This window comes from Caballeronia glebae (assembly GCF_001545035.1).
GTDB lineage: Bacteria > Pseudomonadota > Gammaproteobacteria > Burkholderiales > Burkholderiaceae > Caballeronia > Caballeronia glebae.
This window is the reverse complement of sequence record NZ_FCOJ02000061.1, coordinates 13,942-35,150: the sequence shown is the minus strand read 5'-3', so window position 1 is coordinate 35,150 and position 21,209 is coordinate 13,942. Positions and strand designations below refer to the sequence as shown.

Here is a 21,209-nt window from a genome sequence, read left to right as displayed (position 1 = left end):
GGCGGAGCAAGAATGGAAGAGCAGTTGTCGCAACGATCGGGCAACAAGCGGCGAGGGCGCTTATGGTTAGTGATCGCGCTCGTGGTCGTCGTCGCGCTCATCGCGCAAGGGATTTGGTCGCGACGCGCCGCGCATGCGGAGCTCGAACGCGACGCGAGCGAGCATGGCTTGCAGACCGTCGAGGTTATCAAGCCGGCGCGCATGAAGGCTTCGCAGGATCTCGTGCTCGCGGGCGATATCCGCGCGTTCTCCGATGCGCCGATCTTCGCGCGCACCAATGGTTATCTCAAGCGCTGGACCGTCGATATCGGCACGAAGGTGAAGAAGGGCCAGTTGCTCGCGGAGATCGATGCACCCGAGACCAACGATCAGCTACGTCAGGCGCGCGCCGATGCGCAAACGGCGCGCGCGAACTATCTGCTCGCGAAGACGACGGCCGAGCGCTGGGCGCAGATGCTGAAGAACAACTCGGTGTCGCGTCAGGAGACCGATGAAAAGAACGGCGACATGCTCGCGAAGGAAGCCGCGCTGAACGCGTCGCAGGCGAACGTGTCGCGGCTCGAACAACTCGTCTCGTTTCAGAAGATCTATGCGCCCTTCGACGGCACCGTCACCGCGCGCAATACCGATGTCGGTCAGTTGATCGATGCCGGCAGCGGCGCTGCGGGCCGCGAGCTTTTTCATATTCAGGATGCATCGACCTTGCGCGTGTTCGTCGATGTGCCGCAGACGTATGCGCGCATGATCACGGTTGGCTTGCCTGCCGAATTGCTGCTCAACGAAGAGCGTAATCGCAAGTTCGACGGTGTGACGGTGCGCACGGCGGGCGCGGTCGATCCCGTCGCGCGCACGATGCGTGTCGAAGTCGATGTGAAGAATCCGGCCGGCGATTTGCTTGCGGGCGCGTATGCGCAGGTGCGCTTTCGCCTCACGAGCGCGAATCCTTCGTACACGCTGCCGGGCAATGCGCTGCTGTTTCGTCCGGACGGCGTGCATGCCGCGAGCGTCGATGCGAACAATCGCGTGAAGCTTCTGCCGATCACGCTCGGCACCGATTACGGCACGCGCGTCTCCATCGTCTCCGGATTGAATGGCGATGAACGCGTGATCGTGAATCCACCCGACTCGATCGTCGATGGCGCGGCCGTGCGTGTCGGCCGTGCGGAAGCGAGTGCGGGTGCAAGCGAGGGCGCGCGCGGCGGGGCGGCGAAGGCCGAAGGAAACGAGTCGTGATGACGCGCGCATCGCATCGACTAGTTGCATCGCTAACTATCGCGGCATTGAGCGGCTGCGCCGTGGGGCCGGATTATGTTCGGCCTGAAACGCCGGCGCCCGCTGCGTACAAGTCGCAGATGCCGCTCGATGCGCCCGCATCGGCATCGCAAGACTGGAAGGCCGCGCAACCCGCCGACGCGAAGCCGCGCGCGCCGTGGTGGGAAGTCTATGGCGATCCGCAATTGAACGCGCTCGAAGAACGCGTCGCGAGCGCGAACCAGACCGTCGCCGCGGCCTCCGCGCGTTTTCGCGGAGCGCGTGCGGCGGCCGCGCAGGCGCGTTCGGCGTACTTCCCGACCGTCACCGCGAACGCCGCGTTCAATCAGTCGCGCGCGTCGTCGAACGTTCTGTACAAGTCGAGCGCGGGCGTGACCGTGCCCGACTATCTGATCGACGCGCAAATCTCGTGGGAGCCGGATCTGTGGGGCCGCATCTCGCGTGCTGTCGAAGGCGGCCGTGCAGAAGCGCAGGCAAGCGATGCTGATTTGCACAGCGCGATTCTATCGATGCAGGCGGAGCTCGCGACCGACTACTTCGATCTGCGCGGCACGATCGAGGAAGAACGGTTGTTGCAGGCGACGCTGCAAGCCTATGAGAAGGCGCTCGCGCTCACGCGCGATCGTTTCGCGGGCGGCGTCGCGGCGGAATCGGATGTCGCGCAGGCCGAGGAGCAACTGCGCGCAACGCAGGCGCAGTGGATCGATCTGGAGACCACGCGAACGAGCCTCGTCAATGCGATCGCGATTCTCGTCGGCGAGAATCCGTCGAGTTTCACGCTCGATGCCGCGCCGCTCAACGAAGCGCATTCGCCGCATCCGTCGGCCGCGCTCGCAGCGCTGCCGCTCGGCGTGCCATCCGCGTTGCTCGAACGCAGGCCGGATATCGCGGCGGCGGAACGGCGCGTTGCCGAGGCGAATGCGCGCGTCGGCGTGGCGACGGCGGCGTTTTTCCCGAACTTGCTGCTCGCCGCGACGGGCGGTCTCGAAGCGACGCACTTCAGTTCTTGGCTTCAGGCGCCGAGCCGCTTCTGGTCGCTCGGGCCGCAACTCGCATTCACAGTGCTGGATTTCGGTGGTCGCGCGGCGGCTCGCGATGCGGCGCGCGCGGCCTACGACGAGAAGGTCGCCGATTATCGGCAAACCGTGCTGATCGCATTCGGACAAGTAGAAGACAACCTGAACGCGCTGGACGTGCTGCGCCGTGAAAGCGAAGCACAGCGCGAAGCCGTCGATGCCGCCCAGCGCGCGCTCGGCAAGGTCAGCAATCGCTACGAGAACGGCGCGATCACGTATCTGAGCGTGGTGGTGACGCAGGCGATCGTGCTGTCGGATCAACGCACGGCGGTGCGTATCGAGCGGCGGCGCATGGCCGCGAGCGTCGCGCTCGTCAAGGCGCTGGGCGGAGGCTGGACCAGCGCCGAATTGCCGAGCCCCGAGGATGTTTCGCGACGCGATTGAACATTGAACGATGCATGCAAAATGGCATCGTGTATGACGCATGCAAATGCGATTTCCGCGCGTCGTGAGCGTGTTCCTGAAGCGGCGCTGAGATCAGGCGAACAGAAGCACGCCGCATGCGATCAGCGCCGCGCTCCAGATCCAGTCGACGTTGATCCAGCCGCTTCGCAGAAAGCCGAGTCCGCCGCGTTCCTGAAGCGACATCGCGAACATGGAGATCGTGGCGATCACCGCGAGCATCGCGCCGGTATGGACGGTCAGCGCGAGCGCGCTGGCTTCGAACGCGGTATTTGCAAGGGCGCCTGTACAAAGCGGCAAGAGTGCCGGCACCAGCATCAATCCCGCGCCGTGCGCGCTCGACATCACGAAGGACCATAGCGCGAGGCCGGCAAGCCCGGTGCGCATGCCGACGGTCGGGCGTCCGCGATGCCCGCGCCACGCACTCCACGCGCCCCAGCCGATCAGAAGCGCCCCGCTTGCGCGCGCGAGCACGTCGTGGCCGATCATCGCGCCGAGCGTGAGCGCGCCGGCGAGCACGAGCGCAACCGACACCGCGTGCCCCAGCGCAATCGGCACGAGTGACACGAGCGCGACGCGGCGGCTTCGCGCGTAGAGACCGAGCGCGACCGCGAACAGCCATCCCATCGCGGGATTGAGGCCGTGAAACGCGCCGAGGCCCGCGGCGGTGAAAAGTAGCGCGGGCGATGCGGCGTCCATGCGAAGCGACTCGCGGCGGATCAGGGATAACAGTACGAATCCGACGAGCAATCGCCACCTTGCAGCCGGATCTGATGCGGCCGATGTCCCTTCGGCCAGTCGATGAAAAACTTCTCGTCGACGGCCAGGCCGCCATTCGGATCGGCGTCGAGCTTCACCATCCAGCCGTCGATTCCTTCGGGGTAGAACTGCGCATCGACCGCGCCGTATAGCGAATTCGTGAAGTAGACGCGGCGTCCGTCGCGGCTGACTTCGACCATCTGCGGGCCGCCGTTGAGCGCACCGTTCGATGCCCCCGGATGCGTCGCGCGCGCGACCACGCCGCCGATGCGCACCTTGCCCGTCAGCTTCGGCGCGAACGGATCGGAGACGTCGTACTGCAACATGTCGCCGGTGCCCCAGCACGACACGTAGAGAAAGCGGTCGTCCATCGACAGATCGATATCGGAGACGAGCGGCGGCACGGCATTGAAGCCTTTCAATAACGGAGACAGCTGGTCGGCATCGGCGGGTTCGGCGGGAATGTCGATGATCTTTTTCACCGCCCACTTGTCCTTGTCGCGATACCAGGTCCAGATCGACGACGACAGATCCTTCAGACTGATCACGCAATTCACGAAGCCGTATGCCTTGGTCGGATCGTGTGCGGGACGCAGTTCGAAGACGAGTTGATACTCGTCGCCGAAATCGATCTCCTGAATGTGTTTGCGCTTCGTGAAGTCCCAGAAATGCAGCTTGCGCCCGTACTTCGCGCCGAGCAGCAATTCGGGCACGAGGCCGTTCTCGAAAGTGTCGGGCGTGCCCCATTCGCTCGTGACCATCGTGTCGTAGCCGAGATGCCACCAGCCGTCATACGCGAGGCGTTGCGGTCCGCGATCCACTTCCCAGCGGCCGAGCGGATCGAAGCTCTGCTGATCGAGCATCAGCACGCCGCCGGGCGCCTTGCCTTCGGCATTGCCGAGCGCGGTGATGTAGATGCCGCCCGGTCCGCAGTGCACGGTGTGCGGGCGCGTATAGCCGGTTTTTTCCGCGAGTTCCTCGGGCTCGATCGTCTTCACGATAACGGGCTTCTTCGGATCGGGCTTCGTGTCGATGATATGCACGCGCGACGAACGCAGCCCCGGCACGACGAGATAGCGCCGCTCCATGTGCGGATGCGGCGCGTTCGGGCACAGGCACGACGAGCACGCGTTCCAGCCGAAGTGATGCAGTTCGTCGCCGGTATCGGGCATCGCGATTTCGCCGACGATCTTCGTATAGTCCGGCGAATCCGGATCGACATCGACGACGGCGATCTTGTCCGGCGACTTGCGCTCGGGATCGAAGGTCGCGACATAAGCCAGTGTTTCGCGCGGCGCTTTCGCCGCGAGCCGCGGGGAAGGATAGAAGCTCGGATCGGGTTTCCATGTCGCCATCTGCATCTCCCAGTTGCCCAGTGGATTCGCTCCGCTGCAAAGCGCGCATGCTCAAGCACTATAGGACATGGGGACACGTCGCGCTTTCGATGGTTTAGATGCTTTCGTGCAAAGCATGTGCGCGGCGCATGATTCGCCGCGTCGAACAGCGCCTAAAATACAGGCATCGCCCATTGACCGAAAGAGGAGGTAGCGATGGCCGAGCCGATGATCAGCCTGATGGCGGGATTCCTTCTGGTGCTATGCGTTGCGGTGGTTCTCTTGATGCATCACCGGCATCCGCATATCCATACTCCGAAAGCGCGCTGGCTGGATACGCATCCGCCGCGCGACTGGCGGCACAGGCATTGAACATGCAGTGGATGTGAAGGGGACGCAGAGCGCCGGCATCGACCGGCGCATTCTTTCGCGCGGCGCAATAAACGCGTCAGCGTCTTGGCCCTTTCATCGCTTCGGCTTCCATCGCGGCGTGCCATTCCTCGCTGTTCTCGATCGGGTCCACGCCTTCGTCGATGAACGCCGACGCGCGCTCCGCGACCGAGCGCGTTTCCTCGTCGGTGTCGTCGTCGACGGGCTCGTCCTCGTCGGCGGGCGGCTCCAGCATGTCCTGCAACATCGCCTCCAGTTCCGGCGTGTCCCACGGTTCGCTGCGCTGCTTTTTCTTCTTGATGTAATGCCGCACTTCGGCATCTTGCTCGGGTGTCAGCGGCAGTCCGCGGAAGGTGCGGTTTTCATCGAAGTCACTCATGTTCGCTCCTCTCGCGCATGGCCTTTGATGCGTTTTTCAAGCGTCCTTAGTGTAACGCCGTTCGTCTGCCGGTAAAAACGCCATCTTCAGGCGAGCGGCGGCAGGCGTCTTTCGATCGGCGTCGCCTTGACGATGGCCGTGCTCGTCGCGGCGCGTTCAGTGACGCGCGAGAGGATGTCGTCGAGATGCTCGATCGAGCGCAGATAAAGGCGGCACACGAAGCAATCGTCGCCCGTCACCTTGTCGCATTCGACGAACTCGGGAATGCGCCGGATCGCCTCCTCGACGAGATGCAGTTGCCCCGGCAGCGGCTGCACGCGCACGATCGCCTGCAGCGTATAGCCGAGCGCGCGCGGATCGATATCGACGGTGAAGCCGCGAATAACGCCTTGCGTTTCGAGCCGCCGCATGCGCTCGGCGGTGCTCGGCGCCGACAACCGCACGCGTTTCGCAAGCTCGCTCACCGCAATGCGCCCGTCGCTCGCTAGTATCGCGATGAGTTCGCGGTCGATTGCGTCGATGCCCGGTTGCGGCGGGCTGCCCAGGTTCTTTCCCATGATGGCCTTCGACTCAGAGGTCAAGAGATACGCGAGCCTAATTTTAGGCATGGTTTTGCGCTGAGCGCATCGATAGACTTGAGCCATCGAAACTTGCATGGCAGACGCGGAATGAATACGGAAAGAATCGACGCGCGACTTGCCGGCGCATCGAACGCGAATGAACTGCGTCGTGGCGCAATCGAAATGTCGCTCGCGATGCTGATGTCGGGCACGATCGGCTGGCTCGTCGTGTCGTCGGGGCAGACGCCGTGGAACGTGGTGTTCTTTCGCTGCGTGTTCGGAGGCGCGACGCTCGTCGCCGTGTGCGCGGCGCTCGGCTTTCTGAAGAAGCAGTACTTTTCGTGGCGCATGATCGGTCTGGTCGCGCTCGGCAGCGTGGCGATCGTCGGCAACTGGCTGTTGCTTTTCGCCGCGTATTCGCGCGCGTCGATCTCGATGGCGACGACCGTCTACAACACGCAGCCGTTCATGCTCGTCGCGTTGGGCGTGCTCGTTTTGCGCGAGCGCGTGTCGGCGTCGACGATCGCGTGGCTCGGCGTCGCGTTCATCGGCCTCGTGATGGTGGTGCGCGTCGAGCCGGCCGTGCTCGCGATGCCCGGTCAGTATCTCGAAGGCATCGCGTATGCGCTCGGCGCGGCTTTTCTGTACGCGATATCGTCGATCGTCACGAAGCGTCTGAAGGGCACGCCGCCGCATCTGATCGCGATGCTGCACGTGTTGTTCGGCATCGCGATGCTGGCGCCGTTCGCGCGCTTCGACGAGACGCCCGCGTCGCTCGGCGGCTGGTCCGATCTCGTCGTGCTCGGCGTCGTCAACACGGGGCTCATGTACGTGCTGCTGTACGGCGCGATCCAGAAGCTGCCGACGGCGATGACGGGCGCGCTGTCGTTCATCTATCCGGTGGTGGCGATCGTCGTCGACTGGCTCGCGTTCGGGCAGCGGCTCGCATGGCCGCAGCTGGCCGGCGCGGTTCTGATTCTGCTCGCGGCGGCGGGGGTGAATCTGCAGTGGCGGATCGTGCCGCAAAAACAGCGCGCGAACGATTGACGCGCACTCGTATAAAATGGCGCCCCTTTCCGACTACATCGAAATCCCGCGCCATGTGGTTCAAGAATCTTCAGCTTCATCGTCTCCCCGCACACTGGTCCGTCACGCCGCAGCAAATGCAGCAATGGCTCGCGCCGCTCGCGTTCAGCGCGGCGTCGAGCATCGAGAACGAGCGGCGCGGCTGGGTCTCGCCGCGCGGCGACGATGAACTCGTCTACACGACGAACCGTCAGATGCTCATCGCCTATCGCGCGGAGAAAAAGCTTCTGCCCGCATCCGTCGTCACGCAGTTCGTGAAGGAACGCGCCGCCGAACTCGAAGAGCAGCAAGGCTTCAAGCCGGGCAGAAAGCAACTGCGCGAACTGAAAGAGCAGATCACCGACGAACTCTTGCCGCGCGCGTTCAGCATCCGCCGCGACACGCGCGTGTGGATCGATCCCGTGAACGGCTGGCTCGCGATCGATTCGTCGTCGGCGAATCTGTGCGACGACATCATCGGTTTGCTCGTTAAGTCCGTCACCGATCTGCCGCTCGCCAGCGTGCGCACCGCGCGCTCGCCCGTTTCGGCGATGACCGAATGGCTGCTTTCGGGCGATGCGCCCGCGGGCTTCACGCTCGATCGCGACACCGAACTGCGCTCGACGGGCGAAGGCAACGCGACAGTGCGCTACGTCGGCCACGCGCTCGAAACGGACGACATGCGCCGCCATATCGAAGCGGGCAAGCAGTGCATGCGTCTCGCGATGACGTGGGACGACCGCGTGTCGTACGTGCTGACGCCATCGCTCACGCTCAAGCGTGTGAGCGCGCTCGACGTCATCAAGGAAGCGGCCGATCCCACCGCGTCGAACGACGACGAGCGCTTCGAATCCGACTTCATCCTGATGACGGGCGAACTCGCGCGCATGCTGTCGGCGCTGACCGAGGCGCTGGGCGGCGAAGAGGACTTGCGCGCCGCCGCGTGAGAACGCGCGTCAGGCCGACGGCGCGGACGCGAACGCGTAGCCGTTCTTGCCGTTGCGCTTGACGGTGTACATCGTGTCGTCGGCGACGGCGACGAGCCGCCAGTAATCGTCGACGCGATCCGGAAAGCTCGCGATGCCGATACTCGCGCGCACGATCGAGAGTCCCATCTGCGCATCGGTTTCCCCGACGCACGCGATGATTCGCTGGGCGATCGCGGCAAGCTCGCCATCGCTCGAAAACTCGCTCACGAGCAGCGCGAACTCGTCGCCGCCGATGCGCGCGACCAGGTCGCAGCCGCGCACCGCCTGACGAAAACGCCGCGACACCGCGATCAGAAATTCATCGCCGATGCGGTGGCCGTGCGTATCGTTGACGCGCTTGAAACCATCGAGATCGATATACAACACCGCGATGCGCGTCGACCCGCGCGCGCCGCTCGCGAGCGCGTTCGCCGCTTCCTCCAGCGTCGCGAAGAGCTTGCGGCGGTTGGGCAGGCCCGTCATCGGATCGTGCAGCGAGGCCTGCTCGAATTCGTTCGAAATACCGAGAAGCTGACGATTGCGTTTTGCATACATGCCGAGCGCGGTGATGAGCACGCCGAACACGATCGCCGACAGCGCGATCAGCGTATGCGACACGCTCAGGATGCGCTCGCGCGCGTCCGCGCTCGTGCGATCGCGCTCGGTGCGCCACCAGGCATAGGTCGAATCGAGCGCGGAGCTGGCCTCGCCGAGCGCGGCGGCGGGCGAGAGCACGGCAGCGGGCAGCGATGGCGCGGACATCGGACTCGACGACACCAGCGCGTGCAGCGCCGCGAGCCGTGCGGCCAGTTCGATGCGCGCCTCTCGATACGCGGCCTGATGCTGTGCATCGCCGGCGGGCGTGTTCTGCAGGGAGAGGGCGGTCGCGCGGGCGGTGTCGGCGCGCTCGACCGCTTCGAGCACGAGCCCGACATACTCTTGCTGCAGTTGCGCGGAAAAGATCGCGCGGACCTGCAACGCCAGCAATAGCAGACCGATCAGCAGACACAGCAAGGCGGCCCCCGCGAGCGGCGCGGGGCCGGGCACGCGCATGCGCATGAGCGCGCGCCGCACGCGGCTCGCCAGCGTCTCCTCAGGGACGGGAATACTCCTCTCGCTGACGGGTCGGGACATTGTGTCGATAGCTCACTCGATGAAAGAACGCGCCCACGCGTGCGAAAAGTCCGCCTTCGGGTTTCGCGCGGGTTTGCGTCTGCGCCTGGGTCTGATGCCTGCGCGATTGCGCGTACTGATCGGTGCGATTGCCTCGATCGGCGGCGGCACGCTGCGTCGCGGATGGATTGCCGCGGCGTTGCACGGCGGCGCTCTGCACGGGCGCACCCGATGCGTCGGCTTGTTGCGGCAGCGCGGAAGCCGTGGCGAGCGCCGCGTCGGAGCCATCGGCGAGGGTGGTTACGTCGGTGACATCGGCGACGGGTGCGTTGTCCGCGAGCGCGGCCGTGTCGATGGAAGCGGGCGCGAGCGCGTCGTTCGATGCGTAGGGCATCGCGCGGCCGGGCGCCGCGCTCAAAGGCGCTTCCACGACGCCGGCCGATTGCGTCTGCGCGGCGATTACAGGCTGATCGATGCCAAGCGTGCGGCGCGCGCTCGCCATCGCTTCGGCATAGACGCGCTGGTCGTGGTTGAACCACATGCCGTACCCAACGGTGCCGAGCACGCCGATGCCGAGCGCGCTCGCCGACGCCATCCACAGCGCGAGACGCCCGAAGCGCCGAGGCGTGCGCATGGGGCCGGGTTCGTCGTCGAAATCGATTGCAGTCTCGGGCAGGGGAGTGACAGTGGGATCATTCGCAGGACTTGCGTGCTCCGCGATGCTCGCTTCGGGTAGCTTTGCGTGCTGAGGCATGACAGCGCTCTCCAGAACGTATTCGTCAGACAGCGGGCCAGCGCGAACGCACGGCGCACGCTCGGTCCGGTGTTTCACCTCGCGCGTCCCATCATATGAACAATTAAACGCGATGCGGCTTCGTCGGACGTAACAGCCGGATGCCGGTTCAGCATGCGCTGCCGGCCCATATTTGCCAAACAATGTAACTCGCACCGCACACCGCCACAATCAGGGGCGGCGAGAAGGCGTTGAAACGACGCTGCGGATCGTTGCATCCGGTGCGCGGCGAAACGGGCTGGGCGTCGCCCGGCGGGCCATATCACCGTGATTTAACCGTGATTTTCACCGTATCGCGCGTCGCGACGAAGCAAGTTTGGCCACTAGTTAAGCATTCTTCGTTCCCGCCCTCATTTGAGGACTCGCGTATGCATCATTCTTCAGAGGAAGTTCCCGCGCGTATGTGAGATGGCGCACATACGCGCATGGCGAGTCTTTGCGTGGAACGCGCGCAACACCTGGTCATCGGCGCTTGGACGACACCACGAGCGCGATGCCGCCGAGTATCGCGACCGAACTTCCCACGAGCCGCGCCGTGAGCGTCTCGTCGAGCAGCAGCACGCCGCCCGCCGCCGTGATCACGGGTACGCTCAGTTGCACGGTGGCGGCCGTCGCCGACGCCAGCCCTTTCAACGCCGCGTACCAGACGACATAGCCGAGCCCCGAGGTGAGCGCGCCCGACGCGGCGGCGTAGGCGAAGCCTGAAGCAGCGACGTTCGTACCCGCGAACGCGAATGCGAGCGCCGACACCGCGATCGCGAAAGGAAGCGCGCGCAGGAAATTGCCCGCGGTCACGGCGACGGGGTCGGCCTGGCCACGTCCGCGCAGCGAGTAGACGCCCCAGCCGATGCCCGCGGCGATCATCAAGACCGACGACGCCGGATCGGGCGCGGCGAGTCCCGGCAGCACGAGCCACACGAGCCCGGCGAGCGCGAGCAGCAAGCCGAGCCATTGCGTCGCGGCGAGGCGCTCGCCGGTGGCGATGCCGTAGCCGATCATCGTCGCCTGCACCGCGCCGAAGAGCAGCAGCGCGCCGGCGCCGGCCGCGAGCCGCACATACGCAAAAGAGAAGGCCGCCGCATAGACGATCAACGCGAGCGCCGACGCAAGGCTTCCGGCGCGTCGCGCTTCATCGCGATTCGGGCTGCCGCGCGCGAGCAGGATGATCCACAGCACGAGCGCCGCCGACGCGATGCGCACGAGCGTGAAGCTCGCCGCGTCGATGCGCGCGCCTTTGAGCGCGAGGCGGCACAGGAGCGAGTTGCCGGCGAACGCGAGCATCGCGATGACGGTGAGCATGGCGATGCGCGTGCCGTGCGAGCGTGCGGGGCTGGACATCGGCGGCGCTGGACGAGGGCGCACCACTGTAGCGCACGCGCGTCCCGAAGGCATGCTGCGGCGCTTTCAATCCGTGGTGAAGGGGCGCGGCGGCGCATCGGCGTCGGCACCGAAGCGCTCGAATTCGGAGATCACCTGCGCGCCGAACAGCAGCAGCGTCGCGAGCGCTTCGAGGCTGAACAGCACGACGATCGACGTCGTCAGCGATCCATATACGACGCTCACCTGCGAGAGCGTCGCGAAGTACCACACGAGCACGTGCCGCGTGATTTCCCAGAGCACGGCCGCCGTCACGCTGCCGAGCAGCGCGAGCCGCAGCGAGGGCCTGCCGACGGGCATCACCAGATAGATCGACGTGAGCACGAAGATCTCCCCCGCGACGCCGAGCAGATACAGCAGAAGCCGCGACACGCCCCTGAGCGACACCTCGACGCCGAGTAGATCGACGCTGTTGCTGCCCATCGCCTGCAGGCCGTTCGACACGAGCGTGACGATCAGCATGCCGACGCCGAGAAACAGGATGTAGCAGTACGGCAGGAGCGCCGAGAGCAGAAAATGCCGCCGCCTGACCGCGACGCGATGCACGAAGATCACCGACATCGCGTTCTCCAGCACCGTGAAGGCGAGCGAGCTGAAAAAGATCATCGTGACGAGCAGAAGCCAGCCGAGCACCGCGCGATGCGCAAGGAAATTCGCGAGTTCGCTCACGACCGCGTGCGCCTGACCCGGCACGAGCCATTCGAGCAGATGCCCGAGCGTGTCGAGCAATTGCTGCTGTCCGACGAATTTCGACAGCACGATCACGATAAGGATCAGCAGCGGAACGATGGAGAGCAGCGCGTAATATGCGACCGCGCCCGCGAGCAGCAGACCCTGATTGGCGCGAAACGCCTTGATCGTGCGCATCGCGAAGCCGAACGGATGACGCGCGACGCTTCTCACCTGCGGGCCCAGCACGGGGCCGAGAATCTTCGACATGGGACCTCCGCGGCGAAACGCTGGCCATCCTTTTCGACGAACAAGATGCTGGATGAGCAAGATCCGCACCCGTGGCGAAGGTCCGAAGCGCTTCAACCTAGCCGGCGTGCCTCGCGTCGGGCGGCGGCCTGCTGCGCGGCTTCCTCGAACGCGAGATCGAGCAGGACATCGACCTCGCAAGCGGGCAATTCGGTGGCATCGAGCTGGCGCAATCGGCAGAAGAGCGCGAGCGCCTCGGCAGCAGCGGCGAAGGCGTTGTTCATGTCGCGGGAGTCAAGGCGTTTTTTTCTCATGCTCCACATAACGGCAAGCGCACGGCCGGACTTTAACGTGCCGCGGCGCAGCGCGGATGCGGTTTCACCTTCGCTTTTTGATGGATTAATCTAGGTACATAACACGAGCCCGTCGAAAGCACTGGAGATAAGGACATCATGGCCGCATCCCACGCAAGCTCCGCCGCCGACGCCGCCGCCCTCGGCGCCGACGCCGAAATCGTCAACGCCGACGAGCGCCTCTACAACCACGACCTCGCGCCCGTGCCGCGCGCGAAACGCACCTGGAACGGTTACAGCATCTTCGCGATGTGGATGTCGGACGTGCACAGCGTCGGCGGCTATACCTTCGCGGCGAGCCTCTTTCTGCTCGGCATCTCGGGCTGGCAGGTGCTGCTCGCGCTGACCATCGGGATTCTGATCGTGTATGTGCTGATGAACTGGGTCGGCAAGCCGAGCCTGAGACACGGCATTCCGTTTCCGGTGATGGCGCGCGTCTCGATGGGCGTGATGGGCGCGAATCTCGCCGCGCTGATTCGCGGCGTGGTCGGCATCGTGTGGTACGGCGTGCAGACGTATTTCGCGTCGAAGGCCGTCGCGACGTTGCTGCTGCTGTTCGTGCCGTCCGTCGCCGCATGGCGCGACACGAGCTTTCTCAGGCTCGACATGCTCGGCTGGGTGAGCTTTCTTTTCATGTGGCTTCTGCAGCTCATCATCTTTCAGCGCGGCATGGAGATCATCCGCAAGTTCATCGACTTTTGCGGGCCGGCCGTGTATGTCGTGATGTTCGTGCTGATGGGATGGATTCTCTATCGCGCGGGCCTCGGCAGCCTGAATCTCACGCTCTCGGGCAAGGTGCTGAGCGGCGACGAGCAACTGCACGCGATGGTCAACGCGACGCTGCTGGTTGTGAGCTACTTCGCCGCGCTGCTGCTGAACTTCGGCGACTTCTCGCGCTTCGCGAAAAGCGAGCGGCAGATGAAGATCGGCAATTTCCTCGGGCTGCCGTTCAATTTCGTTGCGTTTGCAATCATCACCGTGATCGTCACGGCGGGCAGCGAGAAGGTGTTCGGCACGATGATCATGGACCCGGTCGAGATCGTCTCGCGCATCGAGAACAAGGTGTGGGTGGCGATCGGCAGCATCACGTTCGTCATCGCGACGATGGGCATCAATATCGTCGCGAATTTCGTGTCGCCCGCATACGACATCGCCAATCTCTTTCCGAAGCACGTGGACTTCAAGAAGGGCGGCCTGATCGCGTCGATACTCGCGGTGCTCGTGTGCCCGTGGATCTTCGTCGACAGCCCGAAGGCGATCACGATTTTCGTGTCCGTGTTCGGCGCGGTGCTCGCGCCGATGTACGGCGTGATGATGTCCGACTATTACCTCGTGAAGCGCCAGCAGGTGCGAACCGCCGAGCTTTATTCGATGCAGCCCGGCGGACGCTTCTACTACGACGGCGGCTGGAACAAGGTCGGGCTCGCGGCGCTGCTTGTCTCGGGCGCGATCTCGGTCGGCTGGGAACTGTCGACGCAAATGCTCAAGCTCCTGCCGCCGAACAATCTCGGCTGGCTGATCGGCGCGGCGGTGGGCGCGCTGCTTTACGTCGTGTTCATGCGCATGGCGAACCGAAAATAACGCGGCGTCATTTCAGCCATTTGCGCGCGGCCTGTTCCCATTCGGGCTGGCCGCAGTTCGGCGGATTTTCCGGCCCGAGCACGGTGATGTATCCCTTGTCCTTCATGCACGCCTCGTAAGCGCGCACCTGCGTGCAACGGCCCGCGCCGGCCTGTTTCGCGGTGGCCTTGCACGCGGACATCGAATTGTCCATACCGCTGAAATCGGCGTCGCCGTCATTGTTCCACGAGGGCGGATTGGCGCTCGCCGAAAACTCGACGGGCGTGCTGCACGCGGCAAGCGCGAATGCAGCGGCGACGGGAAGAAGGCATGAACGGAAGACTCGATTCATTTGCTTGAACTCCTTGTTCTTAAGCTCTTGTTGAAGGCGCACGATCCGCCGCCTATTATTCCTCGCTGTCGTCGGCGCATCGTGTTTTTTCTTCCACACGAACCTTCGCCGAGATTCGCCCCGGAGCCTTGATGAAACCCACATTGCTCGTTCGCGCCGTGTCGTCGTGCGTGGCCGTCGCGCTGTTGTCGATTGCATCGTTCGCATTCGCCGACGATGTGTCCTTCGGCCAGAACCAGCTCTGCGGTTTGCAGACCACGCGGCCCGACCACAACGCCGCCGTGCATGTGAAAACGCTGCAAGGCAGGAACGGGCCGATCGGCTACGCGCGCTTCGGGCACGGAACGCCGCTTCTGCTCATCACCGGTTATCGCGCGACGCTCGGCGAATGGAACGCGTACTTTCTCGGCGAGCTCGCGAAGCATCATGAGGTCATCGTGTTCGACAATCGCGGCGTCGGGCGTTCGACGGCGGTCGAAGGGCGTTACGGCCCCGACTACGACATGCGCGACATGGCCGCCGATGCCGCCGATGTTCTCGCGGGCCTGAAGCTTTCTCGCGCGGACGTTATCGGCTGGTCGATGGGCGGCATGATCGCGCAACGGCTCGCGCTGGATGCACGCGAGCAGGTCGCATCGCTCACGCTGATCGCGACCGCGCCGCCCGGACCGGAAGCCGTGCCGCTCACGCCCGCAATGCAGCACGTGCTGTCGAGTTCGGGCGCGGATGCGTTCCCGAAGATCATGAGCGCGCTCTTTCCCGCCAATGCCGTCGCGGATGCGTCGAAGTGCTTTATCGGCGACATGTTCGCGCCGCGCGGCTACACGGGCCGGCCGGTGTCCGACGCGGTGGCTCAACAGCAGGACCGGGCGATGACGCAGTGGTTCGCCAACGCCTCGGCCGCCGACGCCTTGCGCCGCTCGCCCGTGCGCACGTTGATCGTCGCGGGCGCGAACGACGATGTTCTCGCCGATGCCAACGCGCGCCATCTCGAACAGATGATTCCGCGCGCGAAACTCGATGTGGTCGCAAACGCGGGACACGCGCTGATGTACCAGTATCCGATCGCGCTCGCGCGGCACATCGAAGCATTCGTATCGAAGTGAATCGCGCCTCGCGCCACGCCGAAAACGTTTGCTGACTCATGGCGCACGAAGCGCGGACGTTTCGACTTGTCAGGGTATTTGCACGGCCTTCATACTGCGCGCAGTCGCGATGCGAAAACGCACGCCGATAACAAAAGAGAGCCGGGGAAACCATCATGAAGTCACGCTTCACCGCTGTTCATCTGCGTCCCGTCGAGCTTGCCGATCCGCATGTCGCGCATCTTTACATGGAGTGCGTCGATGCCGAGGCGCGTCTGTCGGGCGTAAGCAAACTCGCGGCGGTCGCCGTATACGAAGTCCGCGAGAAAACGCTCGATAACCTGTGGTCACGTCTCCATGTGCTCGACCCGAGACTGTGCCGCGAACTGAAACACGCGGTGCAGGACTGGCACGATATCGCGGTGAAGCTGCGCGGCGGCGACTGATTTGAGACGCGCGAGCAGCGTAACGAGACGCCGCGACATTCGCGCGGAAGGCCTGCGCCACTAAGCTTTCTCCAACGACGCAACGAGAGCGCAACCGCGCTTCCGACGCAATCGAAGGAGATGAGCAATGAACAGCAACATTGGTACGAACAATCGCGCGCCGATGCCGGTCGCGTTCTTCGGCATCGCTGTCGGTTCGCTCGCGCTCGCGGGTGCATGGCGCGCGGCAGCTCGCGTGTGGACCATTCCCGATGCGGTGCCCGTGCTGCTGACGACGGGTGCGCTCGTCGTCTGGTTCGCGGTTCTCGTCGCATACGGGCGCAAGTGGCTCGTCGAACGCGATGCGGCCATCGCGGAGATGCGTCATCCGGTGCAGTCTTCGTTCGCGGCGCTCGTGCCGGTATCGACGATGCTCGCCGCGCAGGCCGTGCAAGCTTATTCGCGGCCACTCGCAATCGCGCTCTTCGCGATCGGCGTCGCGAGTTCGCTCGCACTCGGCGCGTATCTGCAAGGGCGATTCTGGCAAGGCGGCCGCCAGCCCGAACTGACCACGCCCGCCATCTATCTGCCGACGGTCGCGCCGAGCTTCGTCGCGGCAACGGCGGCGGCCGGACTGGGTTTCACGCAAATCGGCATGTTGTTGTTCGGCGCGGGCGTGTTCTCGTGGCTCGCGATCGAATCGATCGTGCTGCATCGGGCCGGCGCGCATGAGCCGCTGCCCGAGGCATTGCGCCCGAGCCTCGGCATCCAGCTTGCGCCGCCGGTTGTCGGAGGCGTGTCGTATCTCGCGATCACGCATGGCGTGCCGGACATGTTCGCTTACATGCTGCTCGGTTATGGCCTCTATCAGGCGCTGATGCTGGCGCGCCTCGTGCCGTGGATTCGTCAGCGCGCATTCACGCCTTCGTACTGGGCGTTCAGCTTCGGCGCAGCCGCATTGCCGACCATGGCGATCCGCATGGTCGAACGCGGAGCGACGGGACCGATGACGTGGATCGCGCCGATAGCGTTTGCCGTGGCGAACGTGGTGATCGGTCTCATGATCGCGGGAACGCTGCGGGCGATCGTGCGAGGCAATTTGCTGCCGGCCGCGGTTTCATCGACACCGCCGAACGTCACGCCGATCAACGACAACGTGCGCGCCATCGGACGACGCACGGCAGCGGGCTCGCGTTGAGCTTCGAGGCAAATGATTAGCGATGCAACTATCGGCGCGGAATCACAACGTCAGCACTTCGCCGGCCCGCAACGCGCGCAGCGAAACATCCGGAAGCGCGGCGCGCAGTTCCTCCAGGATCAGCGCGCCGTGCGGCGGTTTCAGGTGCGAAATCAGCAACTCCGCTTTCATCGGCATGCCGCGCAGATCGTCGGCGATAAGTCTCGGGCAATAGTGATGCGCCGCATGCGCCAATGCGATTTGCGCATCGGGATACGCGGTCTCGACGATCACGTAACGCAGTCCGGGCAAAGCGCAAACCGCGGCCCAGAAATCGGGATTGCTCGTCGTATCGCCACTGAACGCGAGGCACGCTTCTGCGCTCGATACCGCAATGCCCATCGAGGGCACCGAATGTCGCGCGGGCAATGCCGTCACGGTGCGCCCGTTCAGCGCGAAGCACTCGCCGACTTCCAGTGCTTCGAAACGCACGCCCGGCGCATCGGGCGAAGGAATGCGCGTGAAGTCCGGCCAGATCAGATTGTTGAAGATATGCGCCTGAAGAATGTCGAGCGTCGCGCGGCTCGCGTGGACGGTCAGCGGCGTGTCGCGCGCGTCGCTCACGGCGTCGATCATGAGCGGCAGATACGCGATGTGATCCAGATGCGAATGCGTGAGAAACACGTGATCGATGCGCGCGAGTTCGTCGTCGGTGAGCACGGCAACGCCCGTGCCCGCATCGATCATGATGTCTTCGTCGACGAGCAGCGCCGTCGTGCCGCCGGGTTCGCCCGCATTTTCGCCGCTGCGGATGGCCCCGCTACAGCCCAGTACCCGAACGTTCATGATGCGTTTGCCTGGTGAGTTTATTTCGCATCGAATTCGCTTACGCAATCCCAGTCCGCGGGCAACGCGACGCCGCGCAGCGCATCGATGCGCTTGCGGTACATCGCATAGACCTGTCGCTCAGGATACTGCGCCGCGAGCGTCGCGAGTAGCGTTTGCGCCTCGTCCCACTCGCGCGCGCGATAGTGCGCGAGCGCCGCGTGCCAGCGCGCGAGCGCATCGCCATGTTCATGCGTTGGCTGCGGCTCGAATACCGCGATCGGCGCGACGCGTCCTTTCACGCGCACGCGATCGATCTCGCGAAACACGATGTCTTTCACCTGCTCGCGCGTCGCCTCGCCAACGATGATGTCGATATCGAAAAGCCGCGTGAGTCCTTCGAGCCGCGCCGCGACGTTCACGGCATCGCCCATCACGGTATAGGCCTTGCGCACGTGCGAGCCCATATCGCCGACCGTCATCGGCCCGGTATTTATACCGATGCCGATCCATAGCGTCGGCCAGCCGCGCGCCATGAGCGTGCGATTCAGTTCGACGAGCGCCGCGCGCATGCCGAGCGCCGCCGCGACCGCGTTGCGCGCGTGCTCCGGATCGTCGACGGGCGCGCCCCAGAAGCCCATGATCGCGTCGCCGATGTACTTGTCGAGCGTGCCGCGATGCGCGCGGATCACCTCGGTCATCGTGCCGAGATACTCGTTCATCAGGCGCGCGAGCGCTTCCGGTTCGAGCGTCTCGGCGATGGCGGTGAAGCCGAGCACGTCGCAGAAGAGCACGGTCAGTTCGGCGCGCCGGCCCGCCATGCTGTAGTCCTCGGGATGACGGCTCATCTCCTCGACGAGTTCGGGCGGCACGTACTGCCCGAACAACGTGGCGAAATGCCGTTTCGCGCGCGCCTCGACGAAATAGCCATACGACATGTTGAGCACGTAGAGCGCGAGCACGGCGAGCAGCAGCGAGGCCGTCGGGATCGACCAGCCGAGGCGCGCGAACGCGAGGAGATCCGCCGCGACGACGATCGCGAAAAGCGCCGCGCTCAACATCGTCGCGCGGGCGGGAAAGCGCCACGGCCAGAGGAAGATCATCGCGAGGCCGGCGAGCGCGAGGAGCGACGCTTGCAACGCCGGGGCGAACGGCGGCCGGAAACGGATCGTGCCGTCGAGCATGCCGCCGATCAGCGTCGCGTTCACCTCGACGCCCGGATAGACCTCGCCGACAGGCGTCGTGCGCTGATCCATCAGGCCCGGCGCCGTCGTGCCGATGAGCGCGATCTTGCCCGTGAGCGCGTTCGCCGGAATGCGTTGCGCGAGCACGTCGGCGATGGAGTAATACGGGAAGCTGCCGGTCGCGCCGCGATAGGGCACGAGCGCCGCGCCGTTCGCATCGACGGCAATGGTGCGCGTGCCGCGCGGCGTCGTGAGCGCGAGTGCCGCGAGCGGGGCGGACGGATCGGCCGCGTCGTCGAAAACCGGCGTCACCGAGGCGTCGCCGAAAAGCGCGCGGATCACTTCGAGCGAGAGCGCGCCGTACACGCCGTCGCGAAACGCGGTGACAAGCGGCACGCGGCGCACGGAGCCGTCGAAATCGATCACCGGATTGAAGTAACCCGCGCGCTTCGCGGCCTGTTGCAGCACGGGCAGATTGCCGCCGTAGCTCGTCCAGTCGAAGAGCGTGAGCGGATGCGCGCCGAACGCGCTCGCGCTCATCAGCGGCGCTGGAATCGCGCCGCTCGACGCATCCCGATTCGAGAAGTAGAAGCCGAGCACGACGGGATGGCCCGCGAGCGCATCGGCGAAGCGCTGGTCGTAGTCGAGGCGCGGCGCGAGGCGATCGAGCGCTTGCCGGTAAGCGGCGTCGTCCGCGAGCGCGCCGCGCGCGAGTTCGTCGAGCACGGGAAGGCCCGAGCTTGCATCGGCTTGGGCGAACACCATGTCGAAGCCGAGCACCGCAATGCGCTCGCGCGAAAACAGCGTATCGACGAGCGCCGCCATGCGCGCGCGATCCCACGGCCAGCGGCCCAGTTCGGCGAGGCTCTTCTCGTCGATGTCGAGAATCACGATGCGCGTGTCGGTCGTGCGCGGCATGAACAGACGCACTTTCGCGTCGTAGATCATCGCGTCGAGCGAATCGATGAAACGGATGTCGTAGCGCGACAGAGCGTGCCCCGCGAGCGCGAGGACGATCGCGAGCCCGAGCGCCCAGCGCGCGCCCGAGCGTTTCAGCGTGAACGCGAGCGGCTCGCGCGTGCTCATCGCGCGATCCGGATCGGCTCGTTCGCCGCGTGCAGACGCGGTGCCCGAATGATGTCCGCGTCGCGGCTCGCGTTCTCGCTCATCGCCGCGATCGCTAACGGCACGCCGCCGACGGCAAAACCGGCGTGACGCGCGATGCCGGCAGCACGCCGAACGGCAAGCGCGGACTCACGACGATCGCGCCTTCGCCCGCGCGCACGATCTGCCTGTCGACCTGATTGATCACGACGATCTGCCCGTCGTAGACGACGATCTGATCGCCTTTGCAATCCGCGTTCGCGCCGGGTTCCGGATTCGCGCAATCGGTGACGGAATATTCGGTGCCGCGTATGCCGATGGTCGAGGTCGCCGTCTTCACGCGATAGTTCTCCGGCTTGCCTTCCTTCGCGACGAGTCCGTCGACGGCGCGCAAACCGCCTTTCACGAGCGACAGAAAGCTGCGGTCTTCCTGCGGCGCGCCCGCCGCGTAATGGAAATCGTCCACGCGTAACACCGAGCCGGGCTTCAGATACACGCGTTGCTTGTCGGTGAAGATCATCACGATCTCAGACGCGACGCCGGTTTGCACCGTGTCGCCGTTGTCGATGCCGCCGCCCACCGCCGCCACGCGCTGCGCGCCGCCCGCCGATTGAATCGCGACGTTGCCGACGAGCGCCGTGATCGTCGCGACGGGTTCGGCCGACGCGTTCGACGCGGCGCGCGCGCTGATCGCCAGAAAGAGGAAGAGAAGAAGTCGTCGGACGCGCGTCATGATCG

The 21,209-nt window shown here is 65.0% G+C and carries 22 protein-coding genes; 9 read left to right on the top strand and 13 right to left on the bottom strand.

Features of this window, described 5'->3' with window-relative positions:
• Positions 1-12: 12 nt before the first annotated feature.
• Both AWB82_RS29915 and AWB82_RS29910 read left to right on the top strand, forming a co-directional pair.
• Positions 13-1,233, top strand: coding sequence for an efflux RND transporter periplasmic adaptor subunit (locus tag AWB82_RS29915; RefSeq protein WP_086972937.1), 1,221 nt, complete (start codon positions 13-15; stop codon positions 1,231-1,233).
• On the top strand, positions 1,233-2,732 hold the full coding sequence (locus AWB82_RS29910; RefSeq protein ID WP_086972936.1) for an efflux transporter outer membrane subunit: 1,500 nt from the start codon (positions 1,233-1,235) through the stop codon (positions 2,730-2,732). The genes AWB82_RS29915 and AWB82_RS29910 overlap by 1 nt, the downstream gene beginning before the upstream one ends.
• Positions 2,733-2,825: 93 nt before the next feature.
• Here the strand turns inward: AWB82_RS29910 and AWB82_RS29905 are convergent, their stop codons facing one another.
• Both AWB82_RS29905 and AWB82_RS29900 read right to left on the bottom strand, forming a co-directional pair.
• Positions 2,826-3,449 (bottom strand): hypothetical protein, encoded by a 624-nt coding sequence (locus tag AWB82_RS29905; protein ID WP_086972935.1) that lies wholly within the window; start codon positions 3,447-3,449, stop codon positions 2,826-2,828.
• Between the two features lie 20 nt (positions 3,450-3,469).
• The gene (locus AWB82_RS29900; RefSeq protein ID WP_086972949.1) at positions 3,470-4,864 is read right to left on the bottom strand and encodes a selenium-binding family protein; all 1,395 of its coding nucleotides are present in this window, start codon (positions 4,862-4,864) and stop codon (positions 3,470-3,472) included.
• Positions 4,865-5,059: 195 nt separating this feature from the next.
• Here AWB82_RS29900 and AWB82_RS38090 point away from each other — a divergent pair, with 195 nt between their 5' ends.
• On the top strand, positions 5,060-5,215 hold the full coding sequence (locus AWB82_RS38090) for a hypothetical protein (RefSeq protein WP_200818228.1): 156 nt from the start codon (positions 5,060-5,062) through the stop codon (positions 5,213-5,215).
• Between the two features lie 76 nt (positions 5,216-5,291).
• Here AWB82_RS38090 and AWB82_RS29895 read toward each other — a convergent pair whose 3' ends face one another.
• Both AWB82_RS29895 and AWB82_RS29890 read right to left on the bottom strand, forming a co-directional pair.
• On the bottom strand, positions 5,292-5,612 hold the full coding sequence (locus AWB82_RS29895) for a hypothetical protein (protein WP_086972934.1): 321 nt from the start codon (positions 5,610-5,612) through the stop codon (positions 5,292-5,294).
• An 86-nt stretch (positions 5,613-5,698) separates the two neighbouring features.
• Positions 5,699-6,169: an Lrp/AsnC family transcriptional regulator gene (locus tag AWB82_RS29890; RefSeq protein WP_086972933.1), complete on the bottom strand. Its 471-nt coding sequence runs from the start codon at positions 6,167-6,169 to the stop codon at positions 5,699-5,701.
• A gap of 111 nt (positions 6,170-6,280) precedes the next feature.
• Between AWB82_RS29890 and AWB82_RS29885 the strand changes: the two genes are divergently transcribed.
• Positions 6,281-7,219, top strand: a complete 939-nt coding sequence (locus AWB82_RS29885) for a DMT family transporter (protein ID WP_086972932.1) — start codon at positions 6,281-6,283, stop codon at positions 7,217-7,219.
• 53 nt (positions 7,220-7,272) lie between these two features.
• Positions 7,273-8,184 (top strand): recombination-associated protein RdgC, encoded by a 912-nt coding sequence (locus AWB82_RS29880; RefSeq protein WP_086972931.1) that lies wholly within the window; start codon positions 7,273-7,275, stop codon positions 8,182-8,184.
• Between the two features lie 9 nt (positions 8,185-8,193).
• Here AWB82_RS29880 and AWB82_RS29875 read toward each other — a convergent pair whose 3' ends face one another.
• The 5 genes from AWB82_RS29875 to AWB82_RS37775 all read right to left on the bottom strand — a co-directional run bounded on the left by AWB82_RS29875 (position 8,194) and on the right by AWB82_RS37775 (position 12,690).
• Positions 8,194-9,258 carry a GGDEF domain-containing protein gene (locus AWB82_RS29875; protein ID WP_086972947.1) on the bottom strand — a complete coding sequence of 355 codons (1,065 nt, stop codon included), beginning with the start codon at positions 9,256-9,258 and terminating at the stop codon, positions 8,194-8,196.
• 40 nt (positions 9,259-9,298) lie between these two features.
• Positions 9,299-10,072: a RodZ family helix-turn-helix domain-containing protein gene (locus AWB82_RS29870; RefSeq protein ID WP_200818227.1), complete on the bottom strand. Its 774-nt coding sequence runs from the start codon at positions 10,070-10,072 to the stop codon at positions 9,299-9,301.
• A 501-nt stretch (positions 10,073-10,573) separates the two neighbouring features.
• Complete coding sequence (locus tag AWB82_RS29865; protein ID WP_086972930.1) at positions 10,574-11,449, bottom strand: DMT family transporter; 876 nt, start codon at positions 11,447-11,449, stop codon at positions 10,574-10,576.
• A gap of 66 nt (positions 11,450-11,515) precedes the next feature.
• Positions 11,516-12,427: a YihY/virulence factor BrkB family protein gene (locus AWB82_RS29860; RefSeq protein ID WP_086972929.1), complete on the bottom strand. Its 912-nt coding sequence runs from the start codon at positions 12,425-12,427 to the stop codon at positions 11,516-11,518.
• 92 nt (positions 12,428-12,519) lie between these two features.
• Complete coding sequence (locus AWB82_RS37775) at positions 12,520-12,690, bottom strand: hypothetical protein (protein WP_159462639.1); 171 nt, start codon at positions 12,688-12,690, stop codon at positions 12,520-12,522.
• 168 nt (positions 12,691-12,858) lie between these two features.
• Between AWB82_RS37775 and AWB82_RS29855 the strand changes: the two genes are divergently transcribed.
• Positions 12,859-14,340: an NCS1 family nucleobase:cation symporter-1 gene (locus tag AWB82_RS29855; protein ID WP_200818226.1), complete on the top strand. Its 1,482-nt coding sequence runs from the start codon at positions 12,859-12,861 to the stop codon at positions 14,338-14,340.
• A gap of 7 nt (positions 14,341-14,347) precedes the next feature.
• Here the strand turns inward: AWB82_RS29855 and AWB82_RS29850 are convergent, their stop codons facing one another.
• Positions 14,348-14,671, bottom strand: coding sequence for a hypothetical protein (locus AWB82_RS29850; protein ID WP_086972928.1), 324 nt, complete (start codon positions 14,669-14,671; stop codon positions 14,348-14,350).
• A gap of 131 nt (positions 14,672-14,802) precedes the next feature.
• On the opposite strand from AWB82_RS29850, the gene AWB82_RS29845 reads away from it, so the two are divergent.
• The 3 genes from AWB82_RS29845 (at position 14,803) to tehA (ending at position 17,379) form a co-directional block, all read left to right on the top strand.
• Entirely contained in the window at positions 14,803-15,777 is a 975-nt protein-coding gene (locus AWB82_RS29845; protein ID WP_086972927.1) for an alpha/beta fold hydrolase, read from the top strand.
• Positions 15,778-15,932: 155 nt separating this feature from the next.
• Entirely contained in the window at positions 15,933-16,202 is a 270-nt protein-coding gene (locus tag AWB82_RS29840) for a hypothetical protein (RefSeq protein WP_086972926.1), read from the top strand.
• 127 nt (positions 16,203-16,329) lie between these two features.
• Positions 16,330-17,379 carry a dicarboxylate transporter/tellurite-resistance protein TehA gene (gene tehA, locus AWB82_RS29835; protein WP_086972925.1) on the top strand — a complete coding sequence of 350 codons (1,050 nt, stop codon included), beginning with the start codon at positions 16,330-16,332 and terminating at the stop codon, positions 17,377-17,379.
• A gap of 42 nt (positions 17,380-17,421) precedes the next feature.
• Here tehA and AWB82_RS29830 read toward each other — a convergent pair whose 3' ends face one another.
• From AWB82_RS29830 to AWB82_RS29820, 3 genes are all read right to left on the bottom strand, one after another.
• Positions 17,422-18,204 (bottom strand): 3',5'-cyclic-nucleotide phosphodiesterase, encoded by a 783-nt coding sequence (locus AWB82_RS29830; protein WP_086972924.1) that lies wholly within the window; start codon positions 18,202-18,204, stop codon positions 17,422-17,424.
• 20 nt (positions 18,205-18,224) lie between these two features.
• On the bottom strand, positions 18,225-20,453 hold the full coding sequence (locus AWB82_RS29825; protein WP_086972923.1) for a CHASE2 domain-containing protein: 2,229 nt from the start codon (positions 20,451-20,453) through the stop codon (positions 18,225-18,227).
• Positions 20,454-20,547: 94 nt separating this feature from the next.
• Entirely contained in the window at positions 20,548-21,204 is a 657-nt protein-coding gene (locus AWB82_RS29820) for a FecR family protein (protein WP_086972922.1), read from the bottom strand.
• Positions 21,205-21,209 lie beyond the last annotated feature (5 nt).